A 14611-nucleotide genomic window follows, 5' to 3' on the forward strand; every position below is an offset into this window, starting at 1 on the left:
CCCACCACCCCCGCTTCGTGCCACCCGCGAAGGAGCGACGATGCACCGGCCAGGTTCCCGACGCCGCCTCGGCGTCCGATCCCTCTGCACCCTGGCGGCCGCCCTCGGCCTGCTCGTCCCGGCCGCCACCGCCACGAGCCACGCCGCCGCACCGGCCCTGCGGGAGGTGATGTTCGTGGGCAACAACTGGGACGGTACGGCCGACGTCATCGAGTCCTCCGGCGCCCTCACCAAGGTCGGACGGATCAACGTCATCCCCGACAAGGACGAACGCCTCGCCGAGATCTACCTCAACCCGGTCAAGCTCGGCTTCTTCCTCGGCATCCGGCTCGGCCCCGGCGAGGGCCACGACCAGTTCGTCGACGACATGTACACCACGCCGGACGGCACAGCCGTGGTCGTCTCCCGGCCGAGCTTCGCCGACGTCGTCTCCCTGGACCTCGCCACCGGCCGGATCAACTGGCGTTTCCCCGTCGCCGGTTACCGCGCCGACCACATGGCGCTCTCCCCCGACGGAACCCGGGTCGCGGTCTCCGCCTCCACCGCGAACACCGTCCACCTCCTGGACGTCCGGACGGGCTCCGAGCTCGGCTCCTTCCGCACCGGGGACAAGCCGCACGAGAACATCTTCACCGACGGCGGCCGGCAGCTCTGGAACATGTCCATCGGCAACGTCGAGACCGCCCTCGACGCTCCCTGGCTGGACTGGACGAAGGGCGACCGGCACATCACCGTGGTCGACGCCGCGACGCTCGCGCCGATCAGGGAGATCGACATGCGCAAGCGCCTGGACGACGCCGGCCTCGGCGGCCTCTCCAACGCAGTCCGCCCCGCCGTCTTCTCCCCCGACGGAACCCGGCTCTACTTCCAGGTCTCGTTCTTCAACGGCTTCCTCGAGTACGACGTCGCCGCCGACCGGATCACCCGGGTGAAGACCCTGCCGAGGAACCCGGCCACCGACGAGGACCGCACCAGCTGGCCCAACGACTCCCGCCACCACGGCCTGTCGATCAGCCCGGCCGGCGACAAGCTCTGCGTCGCCGGCACGGTCGACGACTACGCCACGGTGGTGGACCGTTCGACGCTCCACGAGGGCCCGCGGATCCCGGCCGCCAAGCCCTACTGGGCGACGGTCAGCGGGGACGGCAAGGCCTGCCTGATCTCGGAGAGCGGCGCCGACCAGGTCACCGCGATCGACTTCGCCAGCGGGCAGCGGACGGCCTCGGTCGCGGTCGGCCGCCACCCGCAGCGGGTCCGGCTCGGCCACGTCCCCGCGGACTGGACCGGACCGACCAGGAGCTGAGCACCGGGCCACCCACGGAAAACCCGTGCGCCACCGAGCAGTTCACCACCCGGTGGCACACGGGCCCGGCCTCAGCCGCGCGACAGCACCAGGGACTGCACCGCCGCCAGGTTGCGCCAGTCGCTCGACACGATGCTCGCGTGCGCCCGCGCCAACTGCTCGGCGAGCGCCCGGGCCTGGTCGGCCGTCGGGTCCGTGGCGCTGATCGCGGGCGCCACCTGGTGGGCGTCCGTCATCACCAGCAGGTAGTGCGAGCGGTCGTACCACAAGGTGTCGATGCCGTTGACGTACGTGGCGGCGCCGTCGTCGAAGACCACGAACCACGGCCAGATCCCGGCGTCCGCGCCCGAGCACCTGCTGCGCGCGTCGCCCGCCACCGCGCCGTGCACGGCGGGGAACAGCTGGGCGTCCTTGATGCGGCCGGCCGCGGCAAGGTCGCGCAGGTGCCGCACGTACTCGACGTCGGTGTGCAGGGTGTCGAAGGGGTTGCCCTCCTCGACCGTCCCCGGGATCGCGTACAGCAGCACCCGCCCGGCGAGCGCCGACCGGCTCGGCCAGTTGCCCGCCCGCACCGCCTCGTCGACGCTGCCGTACGAGCCGCCGCCGGGCTTGGCGAGCAGGTCGACCGGGCGCAGCACGGCGGCGCCGAGGTGGGCGGCGATGAGCCGGTCTAGCTGGTCGGGGCCCATCCCGAGGTTGGCGGAGAAGCCGCCCTTCAGCTCCAGCTTGACCACCAGCGGGCCGGCTCCCGGGTGGGCGCCGAGCCAGACCCGGATCGTCGGAACGAGGGCCGTGGGGCAGGCCATCTTCACGGACACCATCCTCCACCGGCACGGATCAGGCTACCGGCCCGGCCCGCAGGTGGAGGGGCCCTGCGGCAGGTCGTGGTCCAGAACTACTATCGCAACGCGGCAAGCCGCTTGTGCTGGCGCACCGCTGATGACGGCGGGCTGCCGTCCTCTTCCTCGGCGATCGTCTCTCCCTACGACACCACGGCGCGCTATGTCCGTCACGGGCACATCATCCGCTGGGAGGGATTCGCCGCCCATCTCACCGAGACGTGCGCCTCCGACAGCGTCAACGTGATCACGGACGTGCCCACCACCTCGGCCGCCACCAACGACGCTCAGGCCCTGCCCGGCATCCACACCCGGCTGGCGCGTCGTGGACTGCTGCCCGCCGAGCACCTGGTCGACGGTGGCTACACCTCCCTGGTCCACCTCGAACGAGCCGCCCGCGAACACCAGGTCACCGTCAGTGGGCCGCTGCCGGGCAACCCGACCCGCCAACACCGCCGGAGTGAAGGCTTCGACCGGGACGACTTCCACATCGACTTCGACCGCCGACAAGTTACCTGCCCCCGAGGCCAGGTCAGCGCGGGCTGGCACGGCCCCTACCCGACCTCCTCGCCCACCGCGGCACCGCTGATCGTGGCGCGGTTCACCAAGAGCCAGTGCCAACCGTGTCCGGACCGTCCCCGGTGCACCAGCTCCCGCGAGAACGCCCGGGGGCTTCCGCCACGAGAACTCCGCGAGCTGCAAATCCGCGTCCGCACCGAGCAGCAGACGCCCGCCTGGAAGGCCCGCTACGCGGTCCGCTACGGAGTGGAAGGCACCATTAACGAGTTCGCCCACGGACACGGCATGCGCCGCTGCCGCTACCGAGGACAGCCGAAAGCCCACCTGCAACACGTACTCACAGCCATCGCCGTGAACGTCGGGGGCCCGGACGTCGCCGTCCGCACCGGGCGGCCCGGCGAGCTCGGCGGGCACCAGCGCGGCGTCGCGCCACGTCGTCCCCAGGAACGGCGCCGCGGCCGGAGCCCGGCCGCCGGGCTCGGGCAGCGGCCGGATCGTCCGCTCGCTGAAACAGGTTCCCCGCCCCAGTCGTCCGGGCCGGGGCCCCAGCGCACCAGGGCGACCCAGCGGGTCGATCCCTGATGAAGCCGCCACAGCTCCAGCCCGCCGGGGCGCCACCGGCCGCCGATCCGGATCTCCACCCAGCGCCAGCGCGGCTCCACCGTCCAGCACCGGCCAGGCCCGAACATCAGCTCACGTGGGGCGCGCACCGCGTCCCCGGGCTGGTGGTCCGGATGCCGGTCTCCCGTCTCAACGGAATTTGACCAGTCCCACCGAAGTTTGACCGGCTGCTGACCTGCGATCAGGCCTCCGGCCAGAGGAGTTCCATTTCCTCGCCCGGCGGGATGAAGGTGTCGGCGCTGTCCGCGTTCTCGACATAGCCGTACGTGTCGACAGTGGAGTAGGTGCGGGGGCTGTGACAGTGTGCACGGCCCCCGCACCGGGTGTGGGCGCCCCGTTCCCGCCCTCGTCGTCCGGATCTGCACATGGTGGTGAGCTGTGCAGTGTGCTCTGTCACCTGTACGCGATGCTGAGCTGCACTGTTGGTGGGGAATCGAACCCCTGCGTTGCTCTTCACGCGCCAGGGCCGGATAAACCGCCGGCCGCGGTGTGTGCACGCCTCCATGACGACTACCTGCTTCCCACACCCAGCTTGTGGGGTCAGTCCTCGATCAGGTCGATCTCCCAGTTGGTGCGCTGGATCAAGGTATCCACCTCGCGGATCTCCTTGGCCAGGACGTCCGCCTGGGCGCGGAGCTCGGCGACCGGCAGCGCGGAGAGGATCCTGAGTTCGGACCGCAACTGTCGTACGGCTCCGCGCTGGTCGCGTCCGGAGGCGGCGTCGGCGGCTGCGGTGGTCACCGAGTGGCGCAGCCGCAGGACGTCCCGGCGGGCGAGGGCGTCGGTAAGAGTGCCGCCACCCTCGATGAGCACGGTGGAGTTGGTCCGGTTGATCTGACGGATCAGCCTCTCCAGCTCATCCAGCACCTCCCCGGCCTGGGCCAGGACCTCCGCCGCGTTCTCGGCCGGCTCCTCGCCCTCCTGGTAGCGGGCACTGCCGACAACGCGCGCCCGCAACTGCTCCACCTGCCGCACCGCCGCCGCGCGCTGCGCGAGCGCTTCAGCCAGTTTCACCGCGTCATCCACCTCTACCTGCCATTGATCGTCTGGCAAGTATGCATGTCAGTGGCTGACGGTGCGGTTCGCGGGGTAGGGCCAGCCGGACTCACCCGGCGGGCGCCGAACGGGTTCATGAAATGACCTCACGGGCCCAATGAGAACCGGACAGTCGTACCCCAGGCAGTCGGACTTCGTTGAGACAGAACCACGCCGGTCAAACTTCGGTGAGAAGGGTCAGCCGGGGACGGGTGACCGTTCTCATCCAATCGAGGCGTCTGCTCAGTGAACCTAGCCGTTTGGCCTTCTGTCTCAGCGCACCTAGTCGTCCGGTTGGTCGCACTGAGGGCGCTGGGGGCTGTACGGGCTGGGGTGGATCTTGAGGGGCTGTGACGTCGAGCTGTCGTACGTGGACGCTGTACGCAAGCGACCGCGGCGTCCGTTGCTGGACTGTGTGACGGCCGGGTTCGAGGATGTGGCGCCGGTGCGGCCGTTTCGCTGGTCGCGGGCTGAAAGGCCCGCCGGTCAGGCGACCTTCTGGCGCTGGGGCGTCTTACGCATCTTCACCCCGCCGACGATGAGCGCCAGCCCCACGGCGACGATGCCGAGGTAAGCGGTGGACGGAAGGTCGACCACGTTGTGCATCCAGCCCCACTCCGTGCCGAAGAGGGTCTGCGAAGCGAAGCTGACAAGCCCCTGGGCTCCTACGACGTAGCCGATGCTTTCGGTGGTGTATCCGATGGTGGTTCGCATGGGTCGACTCTTTCGCGGCGGTGCCGCAAGATCGTCCTCCACAGGGGCGAAAACGCAGTAGTCCAAAGGATGCAGTCGCGTGCGGTTCCAGTCCTCGTGGCCAACTACTACGGCGCAGGGTGGGAGCCGGCCCGGGGTCCACGTGCTGGGGGACCAGGATGTCCGCCAGGCAGACCAGGCGGTTGCCGCTGGCGGCGGTCTCGGCGTACAGCGCGTGAAGAAGGTCCTCAGGCCCGAGAAGGCCGCACAGCATGGCCTCGATGTGCGTGATGTCGAGGATCAGCACGCTCTGGCGTTCTATGGCCCATTTCAGCGCGGGCCCGGTGTAGCCGGAGACGGACACAACGATGGCGCGGGTTCCAGACGGCTGGTTCGTCAATCGGTCCGCGATCTTCATCAGCGGGTCGACACTGACCGGCTTGGCTTCCCACTTGGCTTCGAGGCGTCGGCTATCTGGTAGTCGCAGGGGTCCATGGCGTCGGCGACCGTGAGGCCCGTGGCCGGGCCGTGCCGACTGCGGGGAGTGGGTGGTCACGGTTGTTCACCGTTCCCGTCTCCGGCTGTCCGCTGGGGGCTGCCGGGCTGTCCTTCACCCAGAACGAAGCCGGAACAGGTACCGGAATGCGGGATGCCCTGGATCTCTTCGAGCCTACTCCCGCGGCGGACGGCCCGGAGGAGACCGGTGCGGAGTACCGTGGGAGACAACCAAGGACATTCCGCACACCGGCATCAGCGCCGACGTCGCCCTGGGTCGTAACGGGTCCCTCGCGGACCGGACGGGCGGCTTCGCATGATGCCGATTCCTTTCCTCACCTCTTCCTCTCCCGGGCCGTGGACGGTGCCCGACGCCCCGCTGCTGCCACGCCTGGTGCTGGAGCCGACGATGTCGCGGGACGGCGTCTTCGACGGCGCCTGGTGGCCCCGCTCGAACCACGTCCTCGCCGAACTGCCGGACCTGATCATCGCACTCGGCGCCCATTTCGGGCGCATTGTCCGGGTCGGCCTCGACACCACGGCCTGGGACGGCGTGCCCCGGTCCGTCGCGGCGAACGGCCTGACGGTCAGGATCAACTGGTTCGCCGGCAGCGACGCGACGATCAGTGTCACCCGGGGCTTCCAGGACCACTTCCTGCTACTGGTGGTACCGCCGGGGACCGAGTCGACGACGGCCGCCTCGGCGATGGCCGGCGCCTCGGCGACCGGAAACCACACCCCGGCAGCAGAACTCCTGTACGGCTGACCGCACGGCTGCGTGGTCGACTCCCAGGACGACGGCGGGTAGGCCCCGGTGCTGCCCTTCGTCCTGCCGGTCGCCGTCGCGCTCGCCCGCCCGGTCACCGTGTTCCCGTCCGGCGACGCAGTGAGCCTGGAGCCGAAGGCCGACGGTTCTCCAGACACGTAGATGTGTCTCATGCTCTGTGTTCGCTGACGCTTTGCCTGGGATAGCGTCCCGGTGTCCTTCCTGCCCGTCGGCCTGCCTCGACGGCAAGAACCAGCTGATGAAACCGCAACTACTACACTCCCCGCGTGTCTTCCCATCAGCTGATAGGCCTGGCCAGCAGCATCACCGTCCTCACTGCCATGGCCGTGCGCGCTCTCCGCGCGCGGACCAGGGGACCGGCACGGCCGGCGGTGACGCCACCGGCATTCGGGTACCGGGCGCATGGCGGTTCCAACCGCATCGACCAGACGCTGCACATCATCAACCCGGACGCTGTCGACGTGGCTCCGGTCCTCGCGTTCACTCCTGTGAGCAGCGACGGGCGCGTCTTGCCCGGGGTTCGGGTCGGCACGGCGTACGGCAGTGACCGGGGCGAGCTGGTGGTGTGTCCGGGCGATGGCTTCGACGTGCTGAACTTCTCGGGCCCGGGCGCGGACCAGGTGGCTGATGTCCTGGTGACCGTCAAGAAGCTCTTGGCACTGCCCACCACCAGCCCAAACGACTACATCGATGCGAGGCCGACCCGCGACGGCGCGACGGTCAGCAGGTTCGCCCCGTTCGACGCGGTCGTCCTGCACAACCCGCACCCGGTGCCGGTCAAACTGCGCGTGGTGCACCTGGTCTACGACTCGCCGCCGCCGGGAGCCTCGCAGCAGGTCGTGCACCGAACCCCGATCGGGGGGCTCGCCGTGGTGCCACCCCAGGGCGACCTGGTGGTCCAGGTCCCTGCGTCCGCCGCGGCACTGATCCGCGAACGCGGAGCCGGGCAGGCAGTCAGCATCAAGACGTACCCATCCCGGTAGCAGGAGCAGCCAGATGCCAATCTGACGTGCCGGCCGCCGAGCCCGGCTCGCGGGGGCTCGGGACGATGAGTGCGGCGGCGTCCGTGCCCGGGACGACGACGGTCTGCTCGCCGAGAGCAGTGAGGATGTGGCGCGGCAGGTCCAGCGCGGCGAGCTGGGTCGTGGTTCGCAGGTGGTCGGGAACGTCGCCCCACCAGGCGTAGGACGGGACCGGCTTCACGGATTCCGGCATGCTGGTGCCTCCCCTTCTTGGCTGTGCGGGTTCAACGGCGGCCGCCACCAAGTGGTAGCGGCCGTACGGATCGGCAACTCCACCGGCGCCGGCTGCTCGCCCTCCCCGGCCTCGGTCTCGCCCTCGGTCGGCTTGGCCGCGGTGGTGTGCGCGGTGCCCTGGGAGCGGTGGGCGCGCAGCTCGGTGATCCGGCCGACCACCTGGGCGTCGTGCGCGGCCAGGGCGCGCAGGACCCGCCAGATGGTGCGGAACGAGCTGGCCTCGATCTCGGCGTCGGCCTCGGCCTTCACGGCCTCGCCGGCGTCGTGGACCTCGGCCGGGTGTGCGGTGGCGGTGTCGTCGCCGACCTCGGGGGTCGGGAGGTAGACCGGGATGATGACCCAGGAGACCTTGGCCTGCCGGTAGGACTGGCGCAGCGCGCGGCCGACGGCCTGGACGATGTCGATGACCGACGACTTGGGGTCCGCGAAGCAGATGGCGTCCACGGCCGCGATGTCGATCCCTTCCGAGAGCAGGCGGGCGTTGGCGAGGATGCCGCACTCCTCACCGTCCTCGCCGGTGTGGGCCTTGAACTCGGTGAAGGCGGCGCGGCGGTCCTTGAGCCGGTCGGTGCCGGCCACCGCCTTCGCCCAGATCCGCTACGGGCGCTCCGCGTCCTCCAACAGCTCCGAGGCCTCCAGCAGGGTGCCCGCGAACTCCCGCGCCGCACTGACCCGGGAGTGGAACGTGATCACGCGGCGCAGGCCGAGGTCGGCGACCGCGCGCAGCACCGCGATCTGCAGGGCCAGGCGCAGCAGCTCCTCGTTCGAGCGCTGCGAGCGCAGGTCGGCGACGGCGGGGAGGTTGAGGAGGTCGCGCAGGTCCTCGTCGGTGACGACGGGGACGAGGACGCGGTAGTCGGCGAGGTAGCCGTGCTCGATGCCCTGTCCGAGGGTCCAGGTGAACACGGTCTTGCCGTAGATCCGGGTGTCCGTCATGGAGCAGAGGGCGGGCAGCTTCTCCGCGCTCTCGCTGTCGGCGTCGGCGAGGTCGGCCAGGCCGAGGACGCAGGTCTCGCCCGCCTCGCGAACGACATCGGCATCACCACCGAGGAGATCCTCGCCTGCCGCCGCTACGCCATCTCCGGGGACGTCCGGGCGATGGACGGCTGGTAGAACCCAGAGTTCTGCTGGGACTGAACGGCGGGGAACTTCACGCCGGTGAGGTCTTCGGAGACGGCCCACAGCCGCTGTTGGACGGCTACCTCGTACGACTCCGGGCTGGAGGTGACCAGTCGGGGGTGGCCCTTGACCTCGTTGCGCCCGCCGGGACCGTAGTACTGACCGCCGAGCGCGGCGGGGTCGGTGGCGGCGCGCAGGGTGGGCAGGGCGCCCATGGCCGGCGTCTGGGTGATCAGCGGCGCGAGCCAGGTGACGGGCAGGCGGAGCGCGGCGGGGGTGTTGCGGATGAGGTCGGTGTTGGACACGCCGGGATGGGCGGCGACCGCGATGGTGGTGCCGTGCGCGGCGAGCCGGCGCTGCAGCTCGTACGTGAACATCAGGTTGGCCAGCTTGGACTGGCCGTAGGCGGCGGCCCGGCTGTACGACCGCTCCCACTGCAGGTCGTCGAAGTGGATCGCGGCCCGGATGCGGTGGCCGGTGCTGCTGATCGTCACCACGCGCGAGCCGGGCACTGGCAGCATCAGGTCTAGCAGCAGTCCGGTGAGCGCGAAGTGGCCGAGGTGGTTGGTGCCGAATTGCATCTCGAAGCCGTCGGCGGTGGTCTGCTTCGGGGTGTACATCACGCCGGCGTTGTTGATCAGCAGGTCGATCCGGTCGAGCCGGGACCGCAGCGCCGCCGCCGCGGTCCGCACGGAGTCGAGCGAGGTCAGGTCCAGCGCCTGCACGGTCACCTCGCCGGTCATGCGGGCCGCGGCCTGCTGGCCCTTCTCGATGTTGCGCACGGCGAGCACCACGGACGCCCCGTGCTCGGCGAGGGCCTTGGCGGTCTCGTACCCCAGTCCGGTGTTGGCCCCGGTCACCACGGCCACCCGCCCGCGCTGGTCCGGAATGTTCGCTGTCGTCCACTTCTCGCCCATGTCAGGCTCCCAGCCAGATAACGTACCGAAGGTATCTTGCGTGGTCGACATTAAAGTACCTTCGGTATGTTGTCAACGTACCGAAGGTACCTAACCTAGACTGGCGATCGTGACTTTCCAGCGGGCGCGAACTGAAGAGCAGCGGGAGATCCGCCGACGGGCGATCCTCGACATGGCGTCGGCGATGCTCGACGAGATGCCTGTGGCCGCGGTCACCCTGAACGAGCTCAGCCGCCGGGTAGGCCTGGCGAAGCCGAACGTGCTGCGCTATTTCGAGTCTCGCGAGGCGGTGCTGCTGGAGCTGCTTGACCGCTTTCTGCGGGAGTGGCTGACGGAACTGGCAGGGGAGTTGGCCGCCGGCATCGACGAAGATCTCCCCATGCCCGAGCGAGCGGCCGCGGTGGCCGAGATCCTCAGTCGCTCGCTGTCCGGCCGAATGGCGCTGTGCGAGCTCTTCGGCGCCCAGGGCAGCGTCCTGGAACACAACGTCTCCGTCGAGGTCGTAGCACGCTACAAGCGCGCCTCCCTGGACCGCCTGACAACCATGACCGCCCTGCTCCGGAAATACCTGCCGGAGCTGGGTGAGAACGCAACACTGTTCAGCCTGCAGACCATGGTCATGGCCGGCGCACTGTCGGCGTTCAGCACGCCCCCACCCAGCCTGCAGGCGGCCTACGAGGCCGAGCCCGACCTGGCCCGCTTCCACTTGGATCTGCAGGACTACTTGAAGCAGGCCTTGACCGCAACCCTCCTGGGCGTGCTACCCCGCCGCTGACCAGCGCGTTGCACTGAACAGGCCAAAACCTCTGTGCCTCTTGAGCTGAACCGTTTCGACTTCTCTGCCGGTCCGTTGTGAGCTATCAGAGAGGATGGGCGGCATGAACCGCTGCGGCGACGATCCCGCCGACCAGCTCGGCCAGGAGCGGGGCACCGCCGGCTTCCTGGTGGACCAGGCCTGGGGTGGCCGCACCACGCGGACGGGGGTGGTCGCACTACGCGAACCCCTTATGGCTTGGGGAGCGATATAGGCGGGTCCTCGGCCGTGACGTGAAGGCGGCCGTGCCATGCTGCTGTTCCTCCAGCACGCCACCCGGTGACGGACGCGGCCCGAAAACTCTTTGGACCGTCCGACCCGTCTCGGCCATGATCCTCACGTGACCACCTACCTCGAGTCCGAGCGCCTGACCCTGCGCCCCTTCGCCGCCGCCGACGCGGACCTGCTGATCGAGCTGGACAGCGACCCGGCGGTGATGCGCTACCTGACCGGCGGCGCTCCGACCCCGCCAGAGGAGGTCCGCGACCTCGCCATCCCCAGCATCCTCGCCGGCTACGAGCGCTGGGATCACGACCTTGGCCTGTTCGCCGCGCACGAGAAGGACGGCGGCGCGTTCGTCGGCTGGTTCTGCCTGCGTCCGCTGCGCAGCGGCCCGCGTGAGGAGGCCGAACTCGGCTACCGCCTGCGCCAGGCGACCTGGGGCAGGGGCTACGCCACCGAGGTCTCGCAGGCGCTGCTGGCGAAGGGATTCGCCGAGCTCGGCATCCGCATGGTCTGGGCCGAGACGATGACCGTGAACCGCCCTTCGCGCAACGTCATGGAGAAGCTCGGGATGACGCTCGCGGAGAACATCCCCACGCCGGACGACATGATGGCGGTCGAGGGTTCCGAGCACGGGGGTGTGCGGTACGAGATCACGAAGGAGCAGTGGGAGCGGCGGCAGGCGTAGGCAGCGCGAGGCGCGGCGCATCGCCTTTTGGGTACCCGACATCAGGACGTGGTTCCAGGAGTCGCAGCCGTCCGTCCAGTCCGCGAACTGGACGTGCCCTGTGGGGAGCGTGCCGCCGCGTGGCTCGCAGAATCCCCAACCACCTCGCAGCGCGCGGCCTGGCAGGCGAGAACGCCTCGCATGTCCGGGTGGCGGCGCTGCCACTCGCCGTCCAGGGCGTAGACGTCCTCGGAGAGCCGGACGGGCTTGCTGCACCGGCAGCCCCGGATGCGGAGCACGGGCACGAGCGGACTCCACCTCGACGGCGCGGGGGCTGGGCGGCCGGGCTGTGTACGGTCCCGGCCGTCCGAGGGCTTCACCGTGCGGCGCCCGGCCCGTGGGGGTGTTCGTGCCGGGCAGTGTGGAGCAGGCGCAGCCACGCGCCCTGGTGGAGGCGCTCGGCGGGTCCAACGAGCGGCAGCCGATGGGGCAACGGCAGGTCAGCCCACCGCGGTGGCGCGGGCGGTGATGGCCTGGCGCAGCCGGTCGGCGAGTTCAGCGCGCTCGGCGGGGGTGTAGGCGAGGTGGCCGTTGGTGAAGGCGAGGGCTTCGAACTGTTGCTGCTCGTAGGGCACGCCGTGGGGCAGGCGGGCGATGTGCCAGTGCAGATGGCTGTTGCCGGCCTGGGAGCCGAGGGAGAAGAGGTAGGTCCGTTCTCCGCCGAGGACGTCTTCGGCGGCCAGGGCGACCAGCCGCACGGTGCGCATGATGGCGAGGTAATCCTGCTCGGTCAGGTCCGTGACGACGTGCTCCAGGTGCCGCTTCGGGACCACCAGGAGCATCGGCATCCGCGCCCGCCACGCCCGCAAGACCGCACTGATGGACCTCGCCGCGGACCTGCCAGCTGTCGTTGTCAGCCGGCTACTCGGCTACCACCTGAGCACCGCCGACCACTGGCAGCGCGATCGCGCTGGCTTCGCCGCCGAGTACGCCGCCGACCTCGGCCGCCGATGACGGCCTCTTCCGTACCCCGCCGGCCGCTGAAGAGGCCGGGAACCGGCTCGGGCAGGATGGGCTCTCATGACGGGTGGGAGAGACAAGCTCGCGGAGCTGCTTCAGCGCGCCGGGCTGGAGATCGCGGGCGAAGGGCGGATCGAGGACGTGCTGCCGCCCCGAGCCGCGTGGCGCCCGATCATCTCGGGCGGAGCCAAGCCGACCGTGGCCGTGCGGGGAGACCGGCCTGATCTGGTCGCCGAGTTCAACGCGCAGTGGCACCGGCTCGCGGTCGACGGCGGGATCATCCGCGAGGACGGGGTGTTCCTCATCGACGTGGCCGGCAACTGGACGGGCCGTGCGGCCAGGTCCTGGACGCGGGTCCGGCTCACCGCTCAGTGGGACCTCGCCGGAGTGCTGGGCGAACGGCCCGGCCAGCCGGAGTTCGTCGCGCTCTCGACGAACGGAGACAGCCTGCTGGGGGCGACCACCGAAGAGGACGAGGTCTGGCTCGTCTCTGTGGACCGGCCCGGAGAGCGACAGGAGGCGGCGGCCCAGGAGACCTCGCAGGAGCGGGCAGCGGCCTGGGCATCGCTGCTGCGGGGCCCGGGGCCTTCCGAGAGGCTACGCGAGATGTGGGCAAACGGGCTGGCGCTCAACCCGGCCGTACCCGAAGACATGCACGCCAGCCTGCTCGACTTGTCGCCCTTCCTTCTCTGGCGCCCGATGCCGGCGTCGGTCGTCGACGCAGCTATCGCCCACCCGGACTGGAAAACGCGAGGGAGAGTCGCCGAGTCTCAGCCGAACATCACGGCTGAACAGTGGGCGCGCCTGATTCTCGGCGAGCAGGACGCCCGGCATCGGTGGATTCTCACCATGCTCGCGGCGGACCGACGAGCCGAGCTCACCGACACCGCCTACCAGCAGCTCGCCGCCGACCCGTCCGCCCGGGTCCGGGAAGAGACCGCTCGCCTCCCTGGACTGCCGGTACGGATATTGACCGCCTTGGCAGCCGATCCCGATCCGGCTGTACGAGCCCTTGCCTGCCGTGGCGCTTGGCCTCACCTGGACGGCCCGGCACGGCACGTACTCATCGACGACCCCGATGGCAAGGTTCGTACCGCAGCGCTGCTGTGCCACCACCAGGACCACCCGATGCCCCGGTCGGTCTTCAACTCCGAGGGCCTCGAAGACCGCGCGGTGGAGACCAGCCGTCTGGAGCGCGACCTTGCCGAACACTTGGCCCGCCATGGCGACCCGGCCCAGCGGCGTTCCCTCGCACGTAACCCGCGTCTGGACCCGGACCTGGTCACTCTCCTCGCCCAGGACCCTGACGAAGATGTCCGCTTCGAAGTCTCCAAGCGCCCCGACCTCACCGAGGAGCAGCGGGCGCACGTGCGGATCGACTTCGATCCGCGCGCCCACTACTACCCGCTCGACTGGGTCATGGCGTTGCACGACGACCCCGACGCCATGCGTCGCCTGGCCGCATCGTCGCACCCCCTCGTGCGCAGAAGTGTTGCGCGGGCCAAGCGCCTCCCGTCGGACGTCGTTAAGGTCCTTGCCCGGGACGAGGACCGCGTCGTCCGCCTTTTTCTCGCCGAATCCTGCGACGACGCACCCGCCGACATGCTGCTGGAAGTCTGGCAGTGGTGGACCGGCAGTCTGAGCACCCCTGACCGGCCGCACGGCCATCCGAACTTCCCGCGGACCAACCTCCTGCGCTACGCCGACGACCCGAACCCACGGATGCGCCAACTCGCCCTCGACGACGCGGAGTCGACGGCCGAATTGGTTGAGAGGTTCAGCCGGGACGGCAACGAGGAAGTAAGGTACCGGGCCGCATCCGATCCACGGCTGACGTCAGCCTCAGCGGTACGTCTGCTCGATGACCCGCACGAGCATGTCCGGCAGGCGGCCGCTAGGCATCCCCAGTTGCCCGCGCGGGTGCTGGTCGGGCTGCTGCGGGACGCCGACACCGCAGAGGCAGCAGCCCGATGCCCGGCACTGCCCGCCCACGTCATACGCCAGATGATCCAACGGCTCCAGTTTTCAGCCACCGCTCCAGAAGGAACCCTTCCCTCGTGAGCCAGACGACCCCTTACGACGATGACCGAGCCGCATTCTCCCGCCAAGGACTGGCCCGTCTCGTGCTCTCCGACGGTGCCCGGGACGTGGGCGGACAGCGCCGCCGGGCTCGTGGGCACCCGCCATGATGCCTACACCGGACTCGCCGGTCGCATCAGCCAGGCCCGACAACTCCTGGAACTGGCCGACCAGGTCTTGACCTCGGCTACACGGAGCCTGTTCTCGTACGTACCCCACTGCTGT

Annotated in this window: 18 protein-coding genes; 10 read left to right on the forward strand and 8 right to left on the reverse strand. The window is 69.9% G+C overall.

Annotation, left to right across the window (positions count from 1 at the left end; translation table 11 throughout):
• The first annotated feature begins 40 nt into the window (after positions 1 to 40).
• Positions 41 to 1303 (forward strand): YncE family protein, encoded by a 1263-nt coding sequence (locus F7Q99_RS28995; protein ID WP_153466896.1) that lies wholly within the window; start codon positions 41 to 43, stop codon positions 1301 to 1303.
• A 71-nt stretch (positions 1304 to 1374) separates the two neighbouring features.
• On the opposite strand, the gene F7Q99_RS29000 is transcribed toward F7Q99_RS28995, so the two are convergent.
• On the reverse strand, positions 1375 to 2115 hold the full coding sequence (locus tag F7Q99_RS29000) for a PI-PLC domain-containing protein (RefSeq protein ID WP_195911331.1): 741 nt from the start codon (positions 2113 to 2115) through the stop codon (positions 1375 to 1377).
• 72 nt (positions 2116 to 2187) lie between these two features.
• Between F7Q99_RS29000 and F7Q99_RS29005 the strand changes: the two genes are divergently transcribed.
• A complete protein-coding gene (locus tag F7Q99_RS29005) occupies positions 2188 to 3243 on the forward strand; it encodes a transposase (RefSeq protein ID WP_326847304.1) in 1056 nt (351 codons plus the stop codon).
• 579 nt (positions 3244 to 3822) lie between these two features.
• On the opposite strand, the gene F7Q99_RS29010 is transcribed toward F7Q99_RS29005, so the two are convergent.
• On the reverse strand, positions 3823 to 4296 hold the full coding sequence (locus F7Q99_RS29010; protein ID WP_326847305.1) for a DIP1984 family protein: 474 nt from the start codon (positions 4294 to 4296) through the stop codon (positions 3823 to 3825).
• Between the two features lie 507 nt (positions 4297 to 4803).
• Positions 4804 to 5031: a hypothetical protein gene (locus tag F7Q99_RS29015; RefSeq protein ID WP_153466899.1), complete on the reverse strand. Its 228-nt coding sequence runs from the start codon at positions 5029 to 5031 to the stop codon at positions 4804 to 4806.
• 142 nt (positions 5032 to 5173) lie between these two features.
• On the opposite strand from F7Q99_RS29015, the gene F7Q99_RS29020 reads away from it, so the two are divergent.
• The 3 genes from F7Q99_RS29020 to F7Q99_RS29030 all read left to right on the forward strand — a co-directional run bounded on the left by F7Q99_RS29020 (position 5174) and on the right by F7Q99_RS29030 (position 7275).
• The gene (locus tag F7Q99_RS29020; RefSeq protein ID WP_153466900.1) at positions 5174 to 5491 is read left to right on the forward strand and encodes a hypothetical protein; all 318 of its coding nucleotides are present in this window, start codon (positions 5174 to 5176) and stop codon (positions 5489 to 5491) included.
• A gap of 330 nt (positions 5492 to 5821) precedes the next feature.
• Positions 5822 to 6271 carry a DUF5994 family protein gene (locus F7Q99_RS29025; RefSeq protein WP_153466901.1) on the forward strand — a complete coding sequence of 150 codons (450 nt, stop codon included), beginning with the start codon at positions 5822 to 5824 and terminating at the stop codon, positions 6269 to 6271.
• A gap of 287 nt (positions 6272 to 6558) precedes the next feature.
• On the forward strand, positions 6559 to 7275 hold the full coding sequence (locus F7Q99_RS29030) for a hypothetical protein (RefSeq protein ID WP_153466902.1): 717 nt from the start codon (positions 6559 to 6561) through the stop codon (positions 7273 to 7275).
• On the opposite strand, the gene F7Q99_RS29035 is transcribed toward F7Q99_RS29030, so the two are convergent.
• The 4 genes from F7Q99_RS29035 to F7Q99_RS29050 form a co-directional block, all read right to left on the reverse strand.
• Positions 7253 to 7507, reverse strand: coding sequence for a hypothetical protein (locus tag F7Q99_RS29035; RefSeq protein WP_153466903.1), 255 nt, complete (start codon positions 7505 to 7507; stop codon positions 7253 to 7255). The two genes, F7Q99_RS29030 and F7Q99_RS29035, sit on opposite strands and share 23 nt — an antisense overlap.
• On the reverse strand, positions 7492 to 8127 hold the full coding sequence (locus F7Q99_RS29040) for a helicase-related protein (protein ID WP_153466904.1): 636 nt from the start codon (positions 8125 to 8127) through the stop codon (positions 7492 to 7494). Before F7Q99_RS29040 ends, F7Q99_RS29035 begins: the two co-directional genes overlap by 16 nt.
• A gap of 18 nt (positions 8128 to 8145) precedes the next feature.
• Complete coding sequence (locus F7Q99_RS29045; protein WP_153466905.1) at positions 8146 to 8484, reverse strand: hypothetical protein; 339 nt, start codon at positions 8482 to 8484, stop codon at positions 8146 to 8148.
• Positions 8485 to 8618: 134 nt separating this feature from the next.
• A complete protein-coding gene (locus F7Q99_RS29050; RefSeq protein WP_153466906.1) occupies positions 8619 to 9584 on the reverse strand; it encodes an SDR family NAD(P)-dependent oxidoreductase in 966 nt (321 codons plus the stop codon).
• A 109-nt stretch (positions 9585 to 9693) separates the two neighbouring features.
• Here F7Q99_RS29050 and F7Q99_RS29055 point away from each other — a divergent pair, with 109 nt between their 5' ends.
• The 3 genes from F7Q99_RS29055 (at position 9694) to F7Q99_RS29065 (ending at position 11308) form a co-directional block, all read left to right on the forward strand.
• Positions 9694 to 10359, forward strand: a complete 666-nt coding sequence (locus F7Q99_RS29055) for a TetR/AcrR family transcriptional regulator (RefSeq protein WP_326847306.1) — start codon at positions 9694 to 9696, stop codon at positions 10357 to 10359.
• A gap of 103 nt (positions 10360 to 10462) precedes the next feature.
• Positions 10463 to 10612 carry a hypothetical protein gene (locus F7Q99_RS29060; RefSeq protein WP_153466908.1) on the forward strand — a complete coding sequence of 50 codons (150 nt, stop codon included), beginning with the start codon at positions 10463 to 10465 and terminating at the stop codon, positions 10610 to 10612.
• 126 nt (positions 10613 to 10738) lie between these two features.
• Positions 10739 to 11308 (forward strand): GNAT family N-acetyltransferase, encoded by a 570-nt coding sequence (locus F7Q99_RS29065; RefSeq protein WP_326847307.1) that lies wholly within the window; start codon positions 10739 to 10741, stop codon positions 11306 to 11308.
• Between the two features lie 479 nt (positions 11309 to 11787).
• Here the strand turns inward: F7Q99_RS29065 and F7Q99_RS29070 are convergent, their stop codons facing one another.
• Positions 11788 to 12135, reverse strand: a complete 348-nt coding sequence (locus F7Q99_RS29070) for an HIT family protein (RefSeq protein WP_153466910.1) — start codon at positions 12133 to 12135, stop codon at positions 11788 to 11790.
• Positions 12136 to 12166: 31 nt separating this feature from the next.
• On the opposite strand from F7Q99_RS29070, the gene F7Q99_RS42770 reads away from it, so the two are divergent.
• Both F7Q99_RS42770 and F7Q99_RS29075 read left to right on the forward strand, forming a co-directional pair.
• Positions 12167 to 12301: a hypothetical protein gene (locus F7Q99_RS42770; protein WP_268267660.1), complete on the forward strand. Its 135-nt coding sequence runs from the start codon at positions 12167 to 12169 to the stop codon at positions 12299 to 12301.
• 66 nt (positions 12302 to 12367) lie between these two features.
• Complete coding sequence (locus tag F7Q99_RS29075) at positions 12368 to 14368, forward strand: PE-PGRS family protein (RefSeq protein ID WP_153466911.1); 2001 nt, start codon at positions 12368 to 12370, stop codon at positions 14366 to 14368.
• Positions 14369 to 14611: the final 243 nt, after the last annotated feature.

The organism is Streptomyces kaniharaensis (assembly GCF_009569385.1).
GTDB lineage: Bacteria > Actinomycetota > Actinomycetes > Streptomycetales > Streptomycetaceae > Kitasatospora > Kitasatospora kaniharaensis.